The organism is Corynebacterium sp. HMSC072A04 (genome assembly GCF_001809235.1).
GTDB classification, from domain to species: Bacteria; Actinomycetota; Actinomycetes; order Mycobacteriales; family Mycobacteriaceae; genus Corynebacterium; species Corynebacterium hiratae.
In genome coordinates this window covers 20,387-35,511 of record NZ_KV796811.1, presented here as the reverse complement: position 1 = coordinate 35,511, position 15,125 = coordinate 20,387, and the positions used below count along the sequence as shown (strand labels likewise).

The 15,125-nt window shown below is 59.6% G+C and carries 13 protein-coding genes; all 13 read left to right on the top strand.

The window, feature by feature from the left end; translation table 11 throughout:
- Nucleotides 1-7: 7 nt before the first annotated feature.
- Nucleotides 8-940: a hypothetical protein gene (locus tag HMPREF2565_RS11825; RefSeq protein ID WP_070517531.1), complete on the top strand. Its 933-nt coding sequence runs from the start codon at nucleotides 8-10 to the stop codon at nucleotides 938-940.
- Between the two features lie 14 nt (nucleotides 941-954).
- A complete protein-coding gene (locus HMPREF2565_RS11820; protein WP_070517533.1) occupies nucleotides 955-1,314 on the top strand; it encodes a hypothetical protein in 360 nt (119 codons plus the stop codon).
- An 18-nt stretch (nucleotides 1,315-1,332) separates the two neighbouring features.
- Nucleotides 1,333-1,791, top strand: a complete 459-nt coding sequence (locus tag HMPREF2565_RS11815) for a Gp19/Gp15/Gp42 family protein (RefSeq protein ID WP_071407497.1) — start codon at nucleotides 1,333-1,335, stop codon at nucleotides 1,789-1,791.
- Nucleotides 1,791-2,162, top strand: a complete 372-nt coding sequence (locus HMPREF2565_RS11810; protein ID WP_083316502.1) for a hypothetical protein — start codon at nucleotides 1,791-1,793, stop codon at nucleotides 2,160-2,162. Before HMPREF2565_RS11815 ends, HMPREF2565_RS11810 begins: the two co-directional genes overlap by 1 nt.
- On the top strand, nucleotides 2,152-2,454 hold the full coding sequence (locus HMPREF2565_RS11805; RefSeq protein WP_070744546.1) for a hypothetical protein: 303 nt from the start codon (nucleotides 2,152-2,154) through the stop codon (nucleotides 2,452-2,454). The genes HMPREF2565_RS11810 and HMPREF2565_RS11805 overlap by 11 nt, the downstream gene beginning before the upstream one ends.
- Complete coding sequence (locus tag HMPREF2565_RS11800; protein WP_071407432.1) at nucleotides 2,444-2,866, top strand: hypothetical protein; 423 nt, start codon at nucleotides 2,444-2,446, stop codon at nucleotides 2,864-2,866. Before HMPREF2565_RS11805 ends, HMPREF2565_RS11800 begins: the two co-directional genes overlap by 11 nt.
- An 80-nt stretch (nucleotides 2,867-2,946) precedes the next feature.
- A complete protein-coding gene (locus HMPREF2565_RS11795) occupies nucleotides 2,947-3,738 on the top strand; it encodes a hypothetical protein (protein WP_071407431.1) in 792 nt (263 codons plus the stop codon).
- A 119-nt stretch (nucleotides 3,739-3,857) separates the two neighbouring features.
- A complete protein-coding gene (locus tag HMPREF2565_RS11790) occupies nucleotides 3,858-4,214 on the top strand; it encodes a hypothetical protein (RefSeq protein ID WP_071407430.1) in 357 nt (118 codons plus the stop codon).
- Nucleotides 4,214-4,915 carry a hypothetical protein gene (locus HMPREF2565_RS11785; RefSeq protein ID WP_071407429.1) on the top strand — a complete coding sequence of 234 codons (702 nt, stop codon included), beginning with the start codon at nucleotides 4,214-4,216 and terminating at the stop codon, nucleotides 4,913-4,915. The genes HMPREF2565_RS11790 and HMPREF2565_RS11785 overlap by 1 nt, the downstream gene beginning before the upstream one ends.
- Nucleotides 4,916-4,949: 34 nt before the next feature.
- Entirely contained in the window at nucleotides 4,950-11,384 is a 6,435-nt protein-coding gene (locus tag HMPREF2565_RS11780) for a tape measure protein (RefSeq protein ID WP_071407428.1), read from the top strand.
- Nucleotides 11,384-12,118, top strand: a complete 735-nt coding sequence (locus HMPREF2565_RS11775; RefSeq protein ID WP_071407427.1) for a hypothetical protein — start codon at nucleotides 11,384-11,386, stop codon at nucleotides 12,116-12,118. Before HMPREF2565_RS11780 ends, HMPREF2565_RS11775 begins: the two co-directional genes overlap by 1 nt.
- A 13-nt stretch (nucleotides 12,119-12,131) precedes the next feature.
- Nucleotides 12,132-13,106: a hypothetical protein gene (locus tag HMPREF2565_RS11770; protein WP_071407426.1), complete on the top strand. Its 975-nt coding sequence runs from the start codon at nucleotides 12,132-12,134 to the stop codon at nucleotides 13,104-13,106.
- Nucleotide 13,107: 1 nt separating this feature from the next.
- Nucleotides 13,108-15,105, top strand: a complete 1,998-nt coding sequence (locus HMPREF2565_RS11765; protein ID WP_071407425.1) for a hypothetical protein — start codon at nucleotides 13,108-13,110, stop codon at nucleotides 15,103-15,105.
- Nucleotides 15,106-15,125 lie beyond the last annotated feature (20 nt).

Sequence of the window (15,125 nt, the reverse complement as noted above, 5' to 3'; positions counted from 1 at the left end):
ACCCATAATGGCTACGAACAACTCTTACTTTGACGCCCTCGAAGTGCTGCCGGTCGAGGACATCCTGACCTCCTCCGAACTTCTCGAGGCTGCAGCCTCCGAACTGCTTATCGGCACGCAGGCATACGACCTGCTCTTCAACGCACACAACGTTGACCACCTCACCATCGGCTACAACATTGATGTGGCGCCGGGCCTGGACGAGGCCGTGCAGACCGTTCCGGAGTTCGGCGAGATTCCGGTTGGTGACCCGGATGCTGGTGAGCGTAAGTACGCTGACCTGACGAAGAAGGCTATCGGTCTTCGTATCTCCAAGGAACAGCGCGACTACGGTACCGGTGCGGATATTCAGCGCGAGCTCGTTGGCCGCGTGGCTGAGATTCGCCGCGGCAACTCTGCTGATGCGATGGCCGCCCTTGAGGAGGCTGGTATCGAGGAGCTGCCGGTGGCAAAGAAGTGGAACACCGCTGACGCGCAGGCCGTGGATGACCTGTGGGCTGCTGATGACCTCCTTGCCGGTGCGAAGGACACTCGCGGCAACCTGTTCAACTACTCCGCTGGCTACGTGTGGGCGAACCGCAAGACGCTGAACGCCCTGAAGCGTAATAAGCAGACCTCCAGCTTCTACATTGGTGACATGGCGCACGCGAACCCGCTGTTTACTGGTATTGGTGAGCAGCCGCTGGTGGCTGAGCAGTTCAAGCTGGTGGCCGACCAGGCCCTGCCGGACGGTGTGGCTTACGTGTTCGCTGACTCTGATTACGGCACCGTGGGTACGCGCTTCCAGACCGGTGACCCGATTTTCACCCCGTTCTACGAGGAGCATGGCCAGTCTGGTCATGGTGGTTCCACCATGTCGTGGCGCTCTGACTATGCGCACTGGCGCGCTTTGGCGGTGCGTGCTCCGAAGGCCGCGGTGAAGCTCACCGGCGCTATTTAAGCGGGGCGATAAGCATGCCGCAGATTGTGTTGAAGAAAGCGGCGTTCTATCCGCTGGATTCACGGGTGGTGCACCCGTCTGGCACGGTTCTTGAGGTGACTGAGGATGAGGCGGCGGTACTGCGTGAGCGTGGTGTCGTTGCCGACGAGGTTGTCGAGGAGAAGCCGGAGCCGGAGCCTGTTGAGGAGCCCGAGCCGGAGCCTGTGGAGGAGCCGGAGGCCACCCCAACAGGCGGGTATCCGCCGCTGCCGAAGCGCACCGAACCGGTAGCCCGCTGGAAAGAGTATGCCCGCACCAATGGCATCAAGCTGACGGGTTTGACGCGGCGTAACGAAATCATGGGCTACATCATCAAGGTTGTTAACGCCCAGTAGAAAGGGGGTGCTATGCCCATGGAGGTCACTGTTGATGACATCCTGTCGGTATTCCCCCGGCCACTAACCGAGGATGAGAAGAAACGCGCCGAGGGGCTTATCGCCCAGGCGCTGGAGCTCATCGTCATGGAGTTCGCCCGCCGAGGACGTGACCTCACATCTGAGATTGAGGCCGAGCCGTGGCGTGCTGTTGCTGTGAAGCAGGCGGTGCGCATCATGGTGTCCCAGGCGGTACTCATCGGCGACAACGTGGGGCGTGCGTCTGCGTCGTCGACAACGGGCCCGCAGTCCGATTCCGTGTCCTACTCGCAAGGAGTAGGCATTCATTGGGGTGGTGTGGGCCTTGATGATGCCATCCTCGACCTGTTGGGGTTGGGTGTGCGTGCTGTCCCTCTGGGGCGCGGTGGCCGGGTGATTCCCTTTGGTCATCGTTGGCCACGTTGTGGGGCTGAATTCAGCGAGCGGGGGTGGTGCTAATGGCATGGCGCCCAGATGAATTTGGCGAGCCCATCACTATTAAGGGTGGTCTGGTTGGTCGTGACCATCGTGGTCGTCCGCAGTACGCGCCGGGCAGGGTAGTGGAGCACTGTGTGGTGTCCCCAGCCGGTGACCAGGTGGTGAGCGGTGATGGTTTCGCGCATGGTGACATTACGAAGCTTCAGGTGCTCGCCCCTCCCGGTACTCACGTGGAGGATGGTGACACCGTCGTGATTCGTGGTGAGGATTACACGGTGCAGCAGCGGCAGTCTTTCGACTACAGCGTTGGTCGGCGCCCTGTGGTGTCGTGGCATCAGCCGAAGGTGATCTTCATTGTGGAGCGAGGGGAGGTGTCAGACGGTGTCGCTTAACTACCACCAGTTGTTTAAGCAGATGGCGGCTACACCGCAGGTGAAGGCTGCGTCTCGTAAGAAGGCGGAGCAGGTGAAGCGGTTCATTGAGATTCGCTGGCCCGAGGTCAATGAGCTATCCGAGCGTGACCGTGCCTTCCTCCACGATGACCGTGGCGAGGTCGTGAAAATTACCGAAGCCACCCGTGGTACCAACCGCCCTACTCATGTGGTGACGGTGCGTCATCCTGGTGCGGTGGCGAAGCAGGCGAAGGACAGCTTCGTGACGAAGGCGGTGAAGGATGCTTCCTGAGTTTGGCCTCACTCCCGACCCTGTCGACATTGTCCACAAGCACGTTCTGAAGCTGTTTCCTGAAGCGGACCAGGACATGGTGCACCTGCATTTCTTGCCAGATGGCTATAACTGCCACAACGACGGCGTTGGCGTGGTCGTCTCGAGTGATGTGGCGCAGGTGGATGGAACGGCGCACTCGCGTGACCTGGTGAAGGTCAGCGTGTACGGCCCTGACCATGACCAGGTGCGCCGTCTCGGCAGGAATCTTTACACCGCCTTGACCCAGGGGATTACGGGGGTTGGGCTGGGTGTTTCCCGGTCCGCTTCCACGTTCTTCGGGTCGGGGCCTTCCTACCAGCCCACGGGGTTCGTGTCGACGATGAGCTTGTCGGTCGGTATCGCCAAGCTCTTCTTCCAGCCGTCGACGTAAACCCACCAACTAACCAACTTTTCCTTTTTAGCCACCCCGCGGGGTGGCTTTTTCTATGTCCTTTTGAAAGGGGATAAACAATGTCCAAGCTTCGTAGTGTTGGCCTTGACCTGCGCGTCCTTGAGGACCGCGAGGTCCTGGTCAACTTCTCTGATACCGCAATCATTGACAAGAAGACCGGCGCTTTTGTCGGCGAGTGGGAGTCCCTCGGCCTGGAGCCGACTGAATCTCAGCATGGCCACACCCGCGAGGTTTCCTCCAATACCACTAACCTCACCGGTGGCCAGTCGTCTACTTCTTACACCGCTGGCGCTATCACCGGCGCGGTCGACGGTATCGCTGGCTCCCCGGTGATGCGCTACATCGAAAACCCAGGTGCGGTGGTGCAGGAGGGCACTACCTACGGCAAGCACTCCGACGAGGTTGCCAAGGGATACGTCGCCTTTGTCCACAAGTTCACCTCCGGACTGGTTCATATCTGGGCATCTCGCGAGAAGGCTGACCTGGTCATCAATGAGCGCGTGGTCGCGAAGGACCCGCAGGCCCGACCAGTTCAGATCACTTTCAACAATGGTGACGATGAGCGCTACTACGAGGAGCGTTTTTACATCGTCGGAAAGGACGGTTCCGTGACCCGCGTCGAGGAGAAGATTTTCAAGGACATCTCGGACGTTGAGGCCCAGATCAAGGCCGGTACTGCGTTCCACCCGCAGGCCTCCGCTAATGGCTTGACCGCGATGGTCGTCAAGGAGGATGAGGCCGGTGATGTGACCCTGCATGAGTATGAGGACCCGAAGACCGGCGAGACCGCGGAGAACTCCAATGATGGTGTTCGTACCTCCGGCGGTGTTGCTGGCGCTTCCGACCAGTAGTCGCTAATCACGGGCTGTGTGTTTTCTTGGCGGTTCCGCACACAGCCCACCCAGGCTTTATCGAAGTCTAGGAACCGCCACCCCTTTTTTCTTTTTCAATTCCATAAGGAGGAATCGCCATGGCAACCGCCAACAACAAAACCACCACCCGCAAGACCACCACGAAGGCCGAGGACGTAGAAGTCCTCGACGCCGACACCAGCGCGGACAAGCCCGCCATCGTGGACGGCATCTACACCGAAGAGGTGACGCTGACTAACGGCGTAGCCCTCAAGATTGAGGTCATCGTCGACAAGGACCAGCTGCCCGCCTCTATGTCCTCGCTCATGTTCGAGGGCAACCTTGAGGGCATGATTCTTGCGCAGGTCACTCCGCTGACCCGCAAGCTTCTTGACCTGACCGGCGCGACGCGCAAGGACCTGCATGAGGTAATTGCCCCGGTTGTGCAGCGTGGAACTGAGCTGGCTGGTGAGTAATGTCTGCCCGGCTGATTCTCGAGGATGAGCCGGGCACCTGGGTCGAGTTTATACACGCCGGGGCACGCTACCGTGCGCGCCGCGACCCCATGGACCTCGGGCACGAATTCGTGACCCAACTACCGGAAAACCCGCGTCTCATCTGGCGGCTGTTTGATGAGTCTTCGCAGATTCGGGCGATGACCGCCGCCTACGCGCAGGGCGGACTGTATGAGCAGTTGGACGCCTACTTTGAGGCGACCGGCCTGTCGATATACAAGGTGGCTTTGGCTGCGCTCGCGGTAGAGAATATCGACCTTCTTGAGGTTGATTTGCTGCGTATTGGTATTGATGTGCGGGACTGGCTCGACCCCGAAGGGGGCCTGTCGACGCGGCGCGTGGTGGCCCTCTATGAGGATTTTCTGGAGCGGCCGGAAACACTGGTGGGGGCGAAACGCTGGGACATTAAACCAGCGGATAAAGCCGCCCTCGCAGTGGCGATGTTTCATGCGAGCTTTAGCGAGTCGGGGGATGAGCATAGTTTCCTTAAGTCTCCGAAGAAGCTGGCCCAGGAGCTGGAGGATGCGCGTATTGCGGCTGAGAAGCGTGAACGTATGAGCCGCGACCGTAAGACGGTGCTGACGGATGGTTCTGGTGGGTCGTTTGAGTCGTCGACGGATGCGTCGTTGCGCATGTTGGAAGAGATTGCCGCCGCCCAATAAATCGGGTGGTGGTTTTAGTTTTGAGGAGGCTTAAATGTCTGCTGGTTTCGTCGCCGTTCCTGTCGTCCCCACCTTCAAAGGCATGTCGAAAGAATTTTCGAAGCGTTTGGAGAAGCCCGCACAGGAGTCAGGCAAGCGCGCCGGCGAAGCCATCAGCAAGGGCCTCGGAAGCGCAGTCGACAACCTTGAGCGCCAGGTCAAGGCATCCTCCACGAAACTCAACGAGCTCGACCGTGCCTATGAGACCTCCGTCGGCAAGCGTGCTGCGCAGCAGGAGAAGCTGGAGGCCGTCACCCTGCGCCTGCAGGATGCCGAAGAGAAGTACCAGAAGGCCCTGGAAAAGGGCGGCAAGGGCACTGCTGAGCTGGCGAAGGTCAAGGAAGCTAAAGCCCGCGTCATCGGTGAGACCGAGAAACTCGAGCAGGCCGAAATTGATGTTCGCGTGGCTGAGGAGAAGCACAAGAACCAGCTCGAAGACCTGCAGAGTACCCTGTCGCGCTACGACCAGGCGCAGGACCAGCTGGCAGACCAGCTAGGGGTCACCCGTAGTGAGCTGTCCAAGATGGGAGGCGAGTTCTCCCAGCTGGATGCCGCTATGGATGATTCATCCAATAAGGCTGAGGGGTGGGGGTCCCGCTTTGCCGGCATCCTGAAGCCCCTGGGCAAGCTCGGCGGCCTGGCGGTCGGTCTTGCTGGTATTAACAGCATGGCCGGCACTTTGCAGGCGGGTTTTGACAAGGTGACCTCGATTGAGGACACCACCGCGTCGCTGGGTATTTTGATGGGCTCAGCTGAGGAAGCCACCAAGGTCATGGGGCAGCTGCAGGAATCCAACCAGGGCACCCCGTACTCCTTTGATGCGTGGGCTGACGCAGGTAAAAACCTCATCGCTTTCGGTGTGGATGCCGGCAAGGTGTCCGACATTGTTACTGGTCTTGGTGAAGCAGCGTCCGCATCCGGTAAGGGCGAGGACGCGCTGAACTCCATGGCGTCGGCGTTTGGTAAGGCTGCAGCCTCGGGCAAGATTTCGATGGACACCATCAACTCCCTGGCTGAGGGTGGTGTGCAGGGCCTGGCCATCATGGCCAACGAATACGGTGTGACGACTGAGGAGATGCAGAAAATGATCTCCAAGGGCGCCGTTGAGGCGTCTGAGGGTATCGACATCCTCACGAAGGGCATCCTGGAGGGCTCATCCGGTATCGCCGGTGAGGTGGCCTCCATGTCCGGTGTGATGGGTGAGATGGCGGAGACCACGTCTGGCCGTCTGACCAATATGAAGGCGGCTTTCAACAACGCCGCTAAGGCTGTGTTCGCGGAGATTAACCCGCTCATTGGTGACGCGGCCAAGCAGATGACCGACTGGACGTATGCCGGCATTGACCTTTTCAAGACCTACATGGTGCCCGCCATCCATGATGGTGTTGATGCCGCCAAGAACGTCATGGAGCAAATCAAGCCCGCGCTTGAGGCCACTCGGGATGTGCTGAAAACCGTTGTGGAGTGGCTTAAGTCCTCTGCGGAGTGGCTGTTGAAGAACAAGGACTGGGTCAGCTCCCTCGCGGTGTCTGTCGGTGTGCTGGTCGGCTCCTACAAGCTGTGGGTGCAGTACCAGAAGATTATGGCCGCTGGCGGTTTCGTCAAGTGGCTTGTGGCCGGTGTGAAGGCAACGAAGTTGTGGACAGCGGTCACTAAGGGTGCTGCTGCGGCGCAAACTGTGCTTAACGCGGTGATGAGCGCAAACCCGATCGGCTTAGTGGTTGTGGCCATTGCTGCGCTTGTCGCCGGACTGACGTGGTTCTTCACGAAGACCGAGACCGGCCGGGAGCTGTGGCAAAAGTTCACCGAAGCGCTCGGCGCTGGCTGGGACTGGTTCGTGGGGAAATTCCAGGCAGGCGTGGACTGGGTCAAGGAGAAGTGGGCGGTCTTCACCGACGCCTTGGCGACGGGCTGGGAGAACTACATCAAGCCTGTCTTTGATGCCATTTTGCAGGTGGCGAAGGTCACTATTGGTGTGATTGGCACGCTGATTCTGGCGCCGCTGCTGGTGGGCTGGAATGTGCTGTCTGCCGGTATTAAGGCTGGGTGGGAGACCATTATTAAGCCTGTGTGGGAGGCCTTGGTGGGCTTCGCACAAAACACCCTGTGGCCTATCCTGCAGGGTGTTTTCGGGTTCATTAAGAGTGCTTGGCAGGTCATGGCTGATGCCATGGGCGCGGTGTGGTCCTGGCTGCGCGATAACATCTTCGCCCCATTCATGGACAGCCTGTCCAACCTCGCCGCGTGGTTTAAGGCCCGCGTGGACGACATGGTCGCCGTGTGGAATTGGTTCCAGGGTCTGCTGCAGGCCGGCTGGCAGTTCATCGACAGCTGGGTGTTCGCCCCGCTGCGCACCGGTCTGCAGTTCGTCGCTGACTGGTTCCGCGCCCGTGTGGACGACATGCTGGCTATCTGGCAGGGCTTCCAGAATCTGCTGAAGGCCGGTTGGGAGTTCGTGGACCAGTACGTGTTCCAGCCGTTTAAGGGCGTGCTGGAGACCATGCAGGGCTGGTTCCGCACCACGGTCGATAACATCGGCAAAATCTGGGACGGAATTAAAGAAAAGACCCGCGTCCCTGTCCAGTTCGTGGTGGACGTGGTTTACAACAACGGTATCCGTAAGGCGTGGAACGCGGTCGCGGGCCTCGTCGGCCTGGACAAGCTGAAGGAGATTAAGTTCGCCACCGGCGGTATCCTCCCCGGCTACACCCCGGGGCGCGACCCGTACACCTTCATCGAGCCGCGCACCGGTATGCGTATCGGTCTGTCAGGTGGTGAGGGTATTTTGCGCCCGGAGGCCACCCGCGCCCTGGGCAAGGACTGGCTGGACAACGTTAATGCTGCCGCCCGCAAGGGTGGCGTGTCCGCGGTGCGCGAGCGACTGAAGCATTCCCACTTCGCCAATGGTGGAATCATCGACCTCGGCAACTTTGCCAACGGCGGTTTCACCAACATTGCGGGCGCGCTGTCTGCTATCCAGCAGTCGCACGCGAAGTTCGTATCGAAGTTCTTCCCGGGGATGTTTACACTGACCTCGGCGTCACGTAGTGAGCCTGGCTCGATGCATGACTTCGCCCGCCAGGCCGCTACTGACTGGCAGGCCGGCGATGGTCAGTACGCGACGCAGATGCCGACCCCGGCGTCGAAGGCGCTAGCTCGGGCGATTCACAAGAATTTCCCGAACACCACGCAGCTGATTCACCACCCGCTCGACGGGTGGCAGAACTTGCTGGACGGTCGTCCGTGGGACTACGGGCCGGGTACTAACTCTCAGCACGGTAACCACGTGCACTGGGGTACTAACTCCCCGCTGCGTTTCGACGGTGATGACATCGTCCTGGACGATGTGCCTAGCGGCACCTCATATAACCCTGTTTCGATGGTCAAATCCCTGTGGGATGCGGCTATCGGAAAGATTGGTGATTTCCCCGGCGCCGATAAATTCGGTGAGTGGGGCAAGTTGCCTGCCGCTTATTTGAAGACGATGGCGGAGTCTGCCTGGAACTTCATTAAGGAAAAGGCGGGGTCTCTGGCGTCCGCCTTCACTGGTGGGGGTGGTGCCCGCAACGTTCAGGAGTGGGCTCCTGCCGCTACGGAAGCGCTCCGTCGTGCTGGCTACGATAACTCGGTGCTTCCGGCCATGCTGGAGCAGATTGCTATTGAGTCCAATGGTGACCCGAGTGCGGTCAACAACTGGGACTCTAACGCTGCAAAGGGCACCCCGTCGGGTGGTCTGCTGCAGGTCATCGAACCGACCTATCGGGGTATGCGCAACATGTACCCGGAGGCATTCGAGGGCCTGCCGGATAACCATTTGGACCCGGTCACTAACATGACCGCGGCTCTTTTGTGGACGAAGACCCGGTATGGTGGCCCGTCTAATGTGTGGCCAACCCGTGGTGGCTACGCCATGGGTGGCATCGTCGACCTGATGAAGCTGTACGACCAGGGCGGCTGGCTGGAGCACGGCAAGGCTGCCATGAACCTGTCTGGCAAGCCTGAGCCGGTGCTCAACCACGACCAGTGGAAACTGATTGCCCAGATGATCCGCTCCGGCGCATCCATGGGTGATGTTGCCCGCGAGCTCGGGCGCCTCGTACCCGCCCTGCAGCAGCAGACTGAGGCTTTCGCCAAGTTTGCTGACAACGCGCAGGCGTGGCTGGCGAAGGCCGGGGACTACAACACCTTCGAGGGTATTAATGCTCGCCAAGGTGTGCGTCGTGTCCTCGACCTGGGCCTCGACCTTCCCGGCTCGGAGCAGATTCGTGTCATCCTCGACGGCGAAAAGGAGCTGTGGGATTCCCGCGCTCGTGCCGTCGGACATACGGAGGCGCTGGCCGAAAAGGAACAGGCCCTGGCTGATGCGAAGAAGAAGCTGCGTGAGCTGGAGACCGGTGAGGTAGAGCTCTCCGTCAAGGACAAGCGCAAGCTTGCCGACGCGGAGAAGGCCCTGGCGGATGCGCAAGCCGAGGCCGGCAAGTCCACCAGCAGCTCCGCCTCGGCTGCCCGCCGGGTAGCTGATGCGGAAAAGGCGTTGGCGAAGGCCCGCGAGAGCGGGGATGCCGACAAGATTGCCAAGGCTGAGGAGAAGCTGGCGCGTGCCCGCGAGAAGTCCACCTCATCCTCGGAGAAGGCAAACGACAAGATTGCCAAGGCTGAGGAGAAGCTGGCCCGTGTCCGCGAGGACTTGGGCATTAAGCAGGAGGAGGATGAGGCCAAGCGGGTTGAGGACATTGAGAAGGCAAACGAGGCCGTGATGAAGGCCGAGGGCGAGTTGGCGACGGCTCGCCGGAAGCAGGCCGAAGACCTCGACAACGTTGTCCTCATCTCGCAGCAGCAGATAGAGGGTCTTATTCCGCAGGCTGAGGCCCTGGCCTCCAAGCTTGTCGGGATGGGCGCCCCAGCAAGCGCGGTTAATACCGGCCTTGGGATGGTGGTTGGCAAGCTGGCCAGCATCGCCGGCCTGGCCGGGCCGACGGGTATCACCCTGGGCATGGCCATGGACATGCTGAAGGTCGGCATCAACATCATCAAGTCCATCGTCGGTGCGATTGTGGATCTGATTCATCGGATTCAGGATGCGCGTATCACCGCGCTGAAAACCCTGGCCGAGGGTCTGCAGGTCGTCGCTGACTATGCTGCGCTCAACCTTGAGCTGCAGGCTAATGTGGCTGCGCTGCAGCAGCAGTTGGTGCGCGGCCTGAACGAACAGCGCGTCGCCACGTTTAATCTGAAGGTTGCTAACCGTGACCGGATGGTGGCTGAGGCTGAGGGCATGCTGGCGATTGCTCAGGCCCGCATGAAGCTCGACGGTGAGATTGAGAAGGGCGCGAAAATCGCCCAACTCAAGATGATGGGCCTCCATGAGGACTGGGATTCTTATAATGCGTTCCAGGCGCAGGTGGGGCGCGGTGTTCTGGCCCAGTGGTCGGATGCCGCCCTGTCCGCCCTGTTCACCTATGAGAAGGCGCGTGCTGAGGCTTTCCAGAAGGAACTCAGTGCGAAGCTGACCCAGCTTGAGGCCGAGTACGAGCTGGCGGAGCGCGTGCGCCAGAATGCCCGCACCCAGGCCGATTTGATTACCGCGCAGGAGCGTGTGATTAAGATGGCCGCCCGCATTTCCGGCATGGATTTGGAGGGCGCTACTGGTCAGGCGCAGGTCGCGAAAATCATGGCCGAGATGGCCGAAAACAAAAAGAACCTCGACAACAACGTTTTCGGCCGTTGGGGCTACAAGCTGGGGGCGCAAGGCTCGCACGCTAATGAGTACCGTGGCCAGCTGGCCCGCCAGGAATCACTGCAGGCCGCGCTGGATGCGGTGATGCGTGAAACCGGTGTCAGTGTGGGCAAGGGTCAGATTGACCGCACACTGGATTTGATGTCCAAGGCCGCATTCCGCGGCGGGGACGCAATGTCTGTGCTGCGTTCGCAGATGCCGGATTTGGTGGCTGCGGAGACCGCTCTTCGTACGCAGGAGGCTATGAAGCCGATATGGGATATTCGTGACAAGAAGCGCGATATTGACCGCACGGCTGAGGACTTCCGCGCTGAGGTGAACCATTTTGAGAAGACGCAGCCGTTGAAGGAGCAGATTAAGGGCCTGGATTATGCGATCCGTGGTCTGGAGGCTTCGTCGGCGGCTTTTGCTGAGGGTAATGAGAAGGTGCGTGGTGAGTATTTGGCTTTGGCGCGTGCTAATCAGGCCTCGGCGGAGTCTTTGGGTGTGCGGTGGAAGATGGACCCGCGCTACGCAAGCGCGCATGACCAGGTGCGTCGTGAGACGACTGTGGTGATGCGTGGTGATGAGGTGTACACCGCTGACCAGGTTGACCGGATGTTGTCGGAGGTGCGGTCGTCGACGGGTGCGGGGGTTAAGACTCGTATTTCGTCGACGTTGTTGGCTAGTGCTCGTAGGAAGGAGCTTCGCTAATGGAGGTTACTTTGGTGACGGGTACTGGTGAGGAGTATCTGCTGACCGGGTCGGAGCGTACATCTCGGGTGTTGGCCCCGGAGGGTGCGCTGGTGTCGTTGACTGGTGAGGCTGAGAGGTCTGACCTTGCGGTGCCTGCGCGCTCTGGGGTGGTACCCGGCAAGCGCCGGTTTAAGCCGGTGGACACCACGATTGAGTTTCTTCTTGTGGCTGAGTCGCATGAGGAGATGGAGCGGTTGTATTGGTCGTTTCGTAGGGCGTGGTTGAAGACTGTGGCTGCGAAGGACCCAGCCCCGTGTGTGTTTCGGATTGATGGTGCGCGGGGCACGTTCTTTGTGGATGCGGTACTGGGTGGTGTGTTGCCGGGTGTTGATGTGGAGCCTGCGCGTCGGTTGTCGATGCGGTTGGAGGTTCCGGTTTTTAATGCTCGTGGTTTGGCGAGGTCGGCGGCGTTTGTGCAGTCCGGTACTGTCACAGTGACGAATACGGGTGATGGGGTTATATACCCCAAAATCAGGAGAAATGGCACTTACGGCTACATCGTCAGCCCCTCCGGGGCACGCTTCCATGCGGGCACCAAAATGCCCGATGTAATCGACACGGATCCGATGGTGCTGCGTGAGGATGGGATTCCCCCGGAGGGTGTGGAGCCGGGGGAGACCGCCACCTGGGAACTGCCGGGGTCTCGGATAGAGCTTGAGTGGTGCCAGTTGGTAGCCGACCCATGGGGATAGAAGGGAGGACAAAATGGCCGACATTGATTGGGAGTCCTGGCGCAAGCACGTCGACTACGTCGTCAGCAAGCGCGAGGTCTGGTACGGCATCGGAGACGGCGACGGTAATCCACTTTTTACCCTGCCGGAGCCGATTGATAAGGACACCCCCGACCAGTGGATGGAATCCACCGACCTCGAGGTAACCTTCTCAGCCCGCGGCACGGATGGCGAGATTAACCGGCTAACTGACCTTTTGGTGATGTCAGCGCTGCGGGATTTCGACCCGTCGGGCAAGCTCCCCACGGCACAAGGTGACTACATGCTGCTGGTCGCTTTCCCTGGTGAGGATGGTGTGGTGCGCCGCGGTGGAATGATTACTCACGTCGAGGCCAGCGACACCGACAATGATGGTGTGCCTGCCGAAATTACCGTGCATGCTCTCAACATCATGGACGTGTGGAATACGATTCCTGCGGCGTCGTGGCCCGCCGCATGGTGGGCAGCAGCACCGTATCCGAATGAGGGTGACGAGTCGGGTCTCATGTACAAGACCCCGCGTCTCATGGCGAGGATTGAGCTCGCCACCCGCACCACATTCACCTGGAAACACGGCCCCGCCGGCTTCGTCATCCGCCGCCTGGCGCAAGAATCACTCGACGCGACAATGATGACCCAGGCCGACCCTAACGGGAAACGCTGGATTGATGACCCCTACCACATCGTCGAAGTGCCCCGCACCGACCTATCCCCAACGATCGACCTGGAGGCCAAGGACGGTTTCTTGTGGGAGACGGTGGCGGGGCAGGCGGAGAATTCTGGCTTGATTTTGGGTGCGTATTTGTGGTGGCCGGGGGATAAACCAGTGCGCTCATGGAGCCTCGCGAACTCGCGCATGAGCCCAGCGCAGGTGGATATTAGCCCCTCGCAGGGCACATCCCAGCGGCGCGAGATTCTACAAACCTTCTCCCACGCAATGATTGTGATGACCGTCAAGGAGGTCAACTAGCATGCCCACCCCATACTTCGTGGCTGACAGCGCCCAGGTCACTGTCATGCGGTCTTTGGCCTCCACAGCTTTCGGAACCTACGACCTGACCCTGCCAGAGGGTATCACTCTGGAGGACCTGTACACGCTGGCAGCACCTGGCAATAAGCTCGGGTATGTTGCTTCGTTGGGTGGGCCGCGTGTGGGTGGTATGGCCAGGCGGTTTATCCGCTCGGATGTGGCCATCACCACTGCTGGTGGTGAGCAGGCGCCGGCCACCAACGTGGAAGAAGTCTTGGACGCTGCGGCGAAGCGTACCAGCGGTGATTTCTTCCTCGAGACCGACATCTCCAAAGCAGGCCTCGGGCCGTGGGTACCGTTCAAGGACTTTCAGGTGGGGGATAAGGCCCGCGTGGAAATCTGGGGCACCGTGGTCACCCTGCCGATTACCCGCATTGATGACGATGTGGTGCATGTGGGTGGGCAGTTGGTGTCTGATGCGGATGCGCGGTTGGCGGAGAATGAGGCGGTGCGCCGCGCTTTGGTCGACGACCGCAGGGACCTCTTCGGCCTGGACGAAAAGATTGAATCATCAGTCTCGTCAGCCAGGTCGGATTTTTCCCGTGATTTGAGCAGCACGACACAGACGTGGAACTCGAATCTGAATGCGGCCACAGGCCAGTGGAACGCAAGCCTGAATGCGGCGACGGGCCGGTGGGATAGGGAGCTGGTGGCTGCGAGGGATGCGATTGTTGCGCAGCTTGAGCAGCAGAAGGAGGACTACCAACGCGAATACGATAGCCTCTCCGAAAACATCCAGAAGTCCATTGACGATGCGGAAGCATCGAACAAGAAACTGCAGGCCTTGACCCGTGCCCTGCAGGGCGAAAACCAGGATTTGGACACCGCAGCCCGCCTAGTCTGGCAGCGCATCAACGGGGTCAGCGATACCGCCAATAAGGCCGGGGACTGGGTCACGAAGAACCAAGACGATGTCAACAAAGCCATCGCCCTGGCCCTGTCCGCGCAAGGCAAATATAACGAGTTCAACAACATTAAGTGGCTGAAGGACTCGGAGTGGAAGACTGAGCAGACGAAGATTAACAACTCGAATGACCTGTTTAAGCGGATGCAGTCCCAGGTCAACAGCCTGAACAACGTCCAATTCATCAAGATTAATGAGTGGCAGAAGGCCCAGGCTGACATCAACCTGGCGAACGAGCGTTTCAAGAAAACGCAGGAGGGGATTAACGAGGCGAATCAGCGGTTCCGTGAGGCGCAGGAGTACTACAACTACGTCAACAACCAGATCAACAACGCGCAGAACCGGTACATGGAAAGGTTGGCCGCTCTCCAGCAGGAAATGGTCAATGCGCAGTCTTTGGCTGTGGACGAACTCATGGCAACCAAGGCCGGAGCAAACCGTGACGATGCGCGGGTAACAAACAATTCCGACGGCTCCTGGACCGTGCACCTGCCCTATGTTGCTGGTCGCACGATGGTGCACACCACGTGGTACACGAAGGGCAGCTCGAATTTTCTGACGCGAGAAGGGGAGAAGTTAAGCGACGATATCGGCCGTTTTACTTTTAACCCGAGCACTGACTATGCGCATATCCGGTGGACACGTGCGAAAGGCTCTGTCGAGGTCATTGACCGTAGTCTCTCTAATGTTTCTGTCCCTCGCGGTAGCTGGTCAACTATCTACTCGTTCTCCACGCATAAGTCCGGTGGAAACCTTGTCATTGATGCGACCGTGACGTGGGCGGCAGCAGACCGTGGGTCTGGCTACGGTGTCCGTATATGGGCGGGTGGCAGGATGCTCGGGTCTGAGTACTCCACGGAGCTGGGGCCGATGACCGTCTTTGGTGATGGTGTTCGTAGTCAGTCGGTTAGCGGCACTAGGGCGAATATGCCGAGCAATATTGCTATTGAGGTGCAGGTCTTCTCGAATGCTCTATTGGCTGATAGTCGCAAGGTCAAGTCGGCGACAGTAAAAGGCACTTTTACTGCGCACTAGAAGAAGTGAAGGAGAAGGTT

What these genes read in the sequence shown, in the direction of transcription:
- HMPREF2565_RS11815 (WP_071407497.1), top strand. Translation starts at nt 1,333, where the DNA reads ATGGAGGTCACTGTTGATGACATCCTGTCGGTATTCCCCCGGCCACTA.
- HMPREF2565_RS11800 (WP_071407432.1), top strand. Translation starts at nt 2,444, where the DNA reads ATGCTTCCTGAGTTTGGCCTCACTCCCGACCCTGTCGACATTGTCCAC.
- HMPREF2565_RS11810 (WP_083316502.1), top strand. Translation starts at nt 1,791, where the DNA reads ATGGCATGGCGCCCAGATGAATTTGGCGAGCCCATCACTATTAAGGGT.
- HMPREF2565_RS11825 (WP_070517531.1), top strand. Translation starts at nt 8, where the DNA reads ATGGCTACGAACAACTCTTACTTTGACGCCCTCGAAGTGCTGCCGGTC.
- HMPREF2565_RS11785 (WP_071407429.1), top strand. Translation starts at nt 4,214, where the DNA reads ATGTCTGCCCGGCTGATTCTCGAGGATGAGCCGGGCACCTGGGTCGAG.
- HMPREF2565_RS11780 (WP_071407428.1), top strand. Translation starts at nt 4,950, where the DNA reads ATGTCTGCTGGTTTCGTCGCCGTTCCTGTCGTCCCCACCTTCAAAGGC.
- HMPREF2565_RS11765 (WP_071407425.1), top strand. Translation starts at nt 13,108, where the DNA reads ATGCCCACCCCATACTTCGTGGCTGACAGCGCCCAGGTCACTGTCATG.
- HMPREF2565_RS11795 (WP_071407431.1), top strand. Translation starts at nt 2,947, where the DNA reads ATGTCCAAGCTTCGTAGTGTTGGCCTTGACCTGCGCGTCCTTGAGGAC.
- HMPREF2565_RS11790 (WP_071407430.1), top strand. Translation starts at nt 3,858, where the DNA reads ATGGCAACCGCCAACAACAAAACCACCACCCGCAAGACCACCACGAAG.
- HMPREF2565_RS11770 (WP_071407426.1), top strand. Translation starts at nt 12,132, where the DNA reads ATGGCCGACATTGATTGGGAGTCCTGGCGCAAGCACGTCGACTACGTC.
- HMPREF2565_RS11820 (WP_070517533.1), top strand. Translation starts at nt 955, where the DNA reads ATGCCGCAGATTGTGTTGAAGAAAGCGGCGTTCTATCCGCTGGATTCA.
- HMPREF2565_RS11775 (WP_071407427.1), top strand. Translation starts at nt 11,384, where the DNA reads ATGGAGGTTACTTTGGTGACGGGTACTGGTGAGGAGTATCTGCTGACC.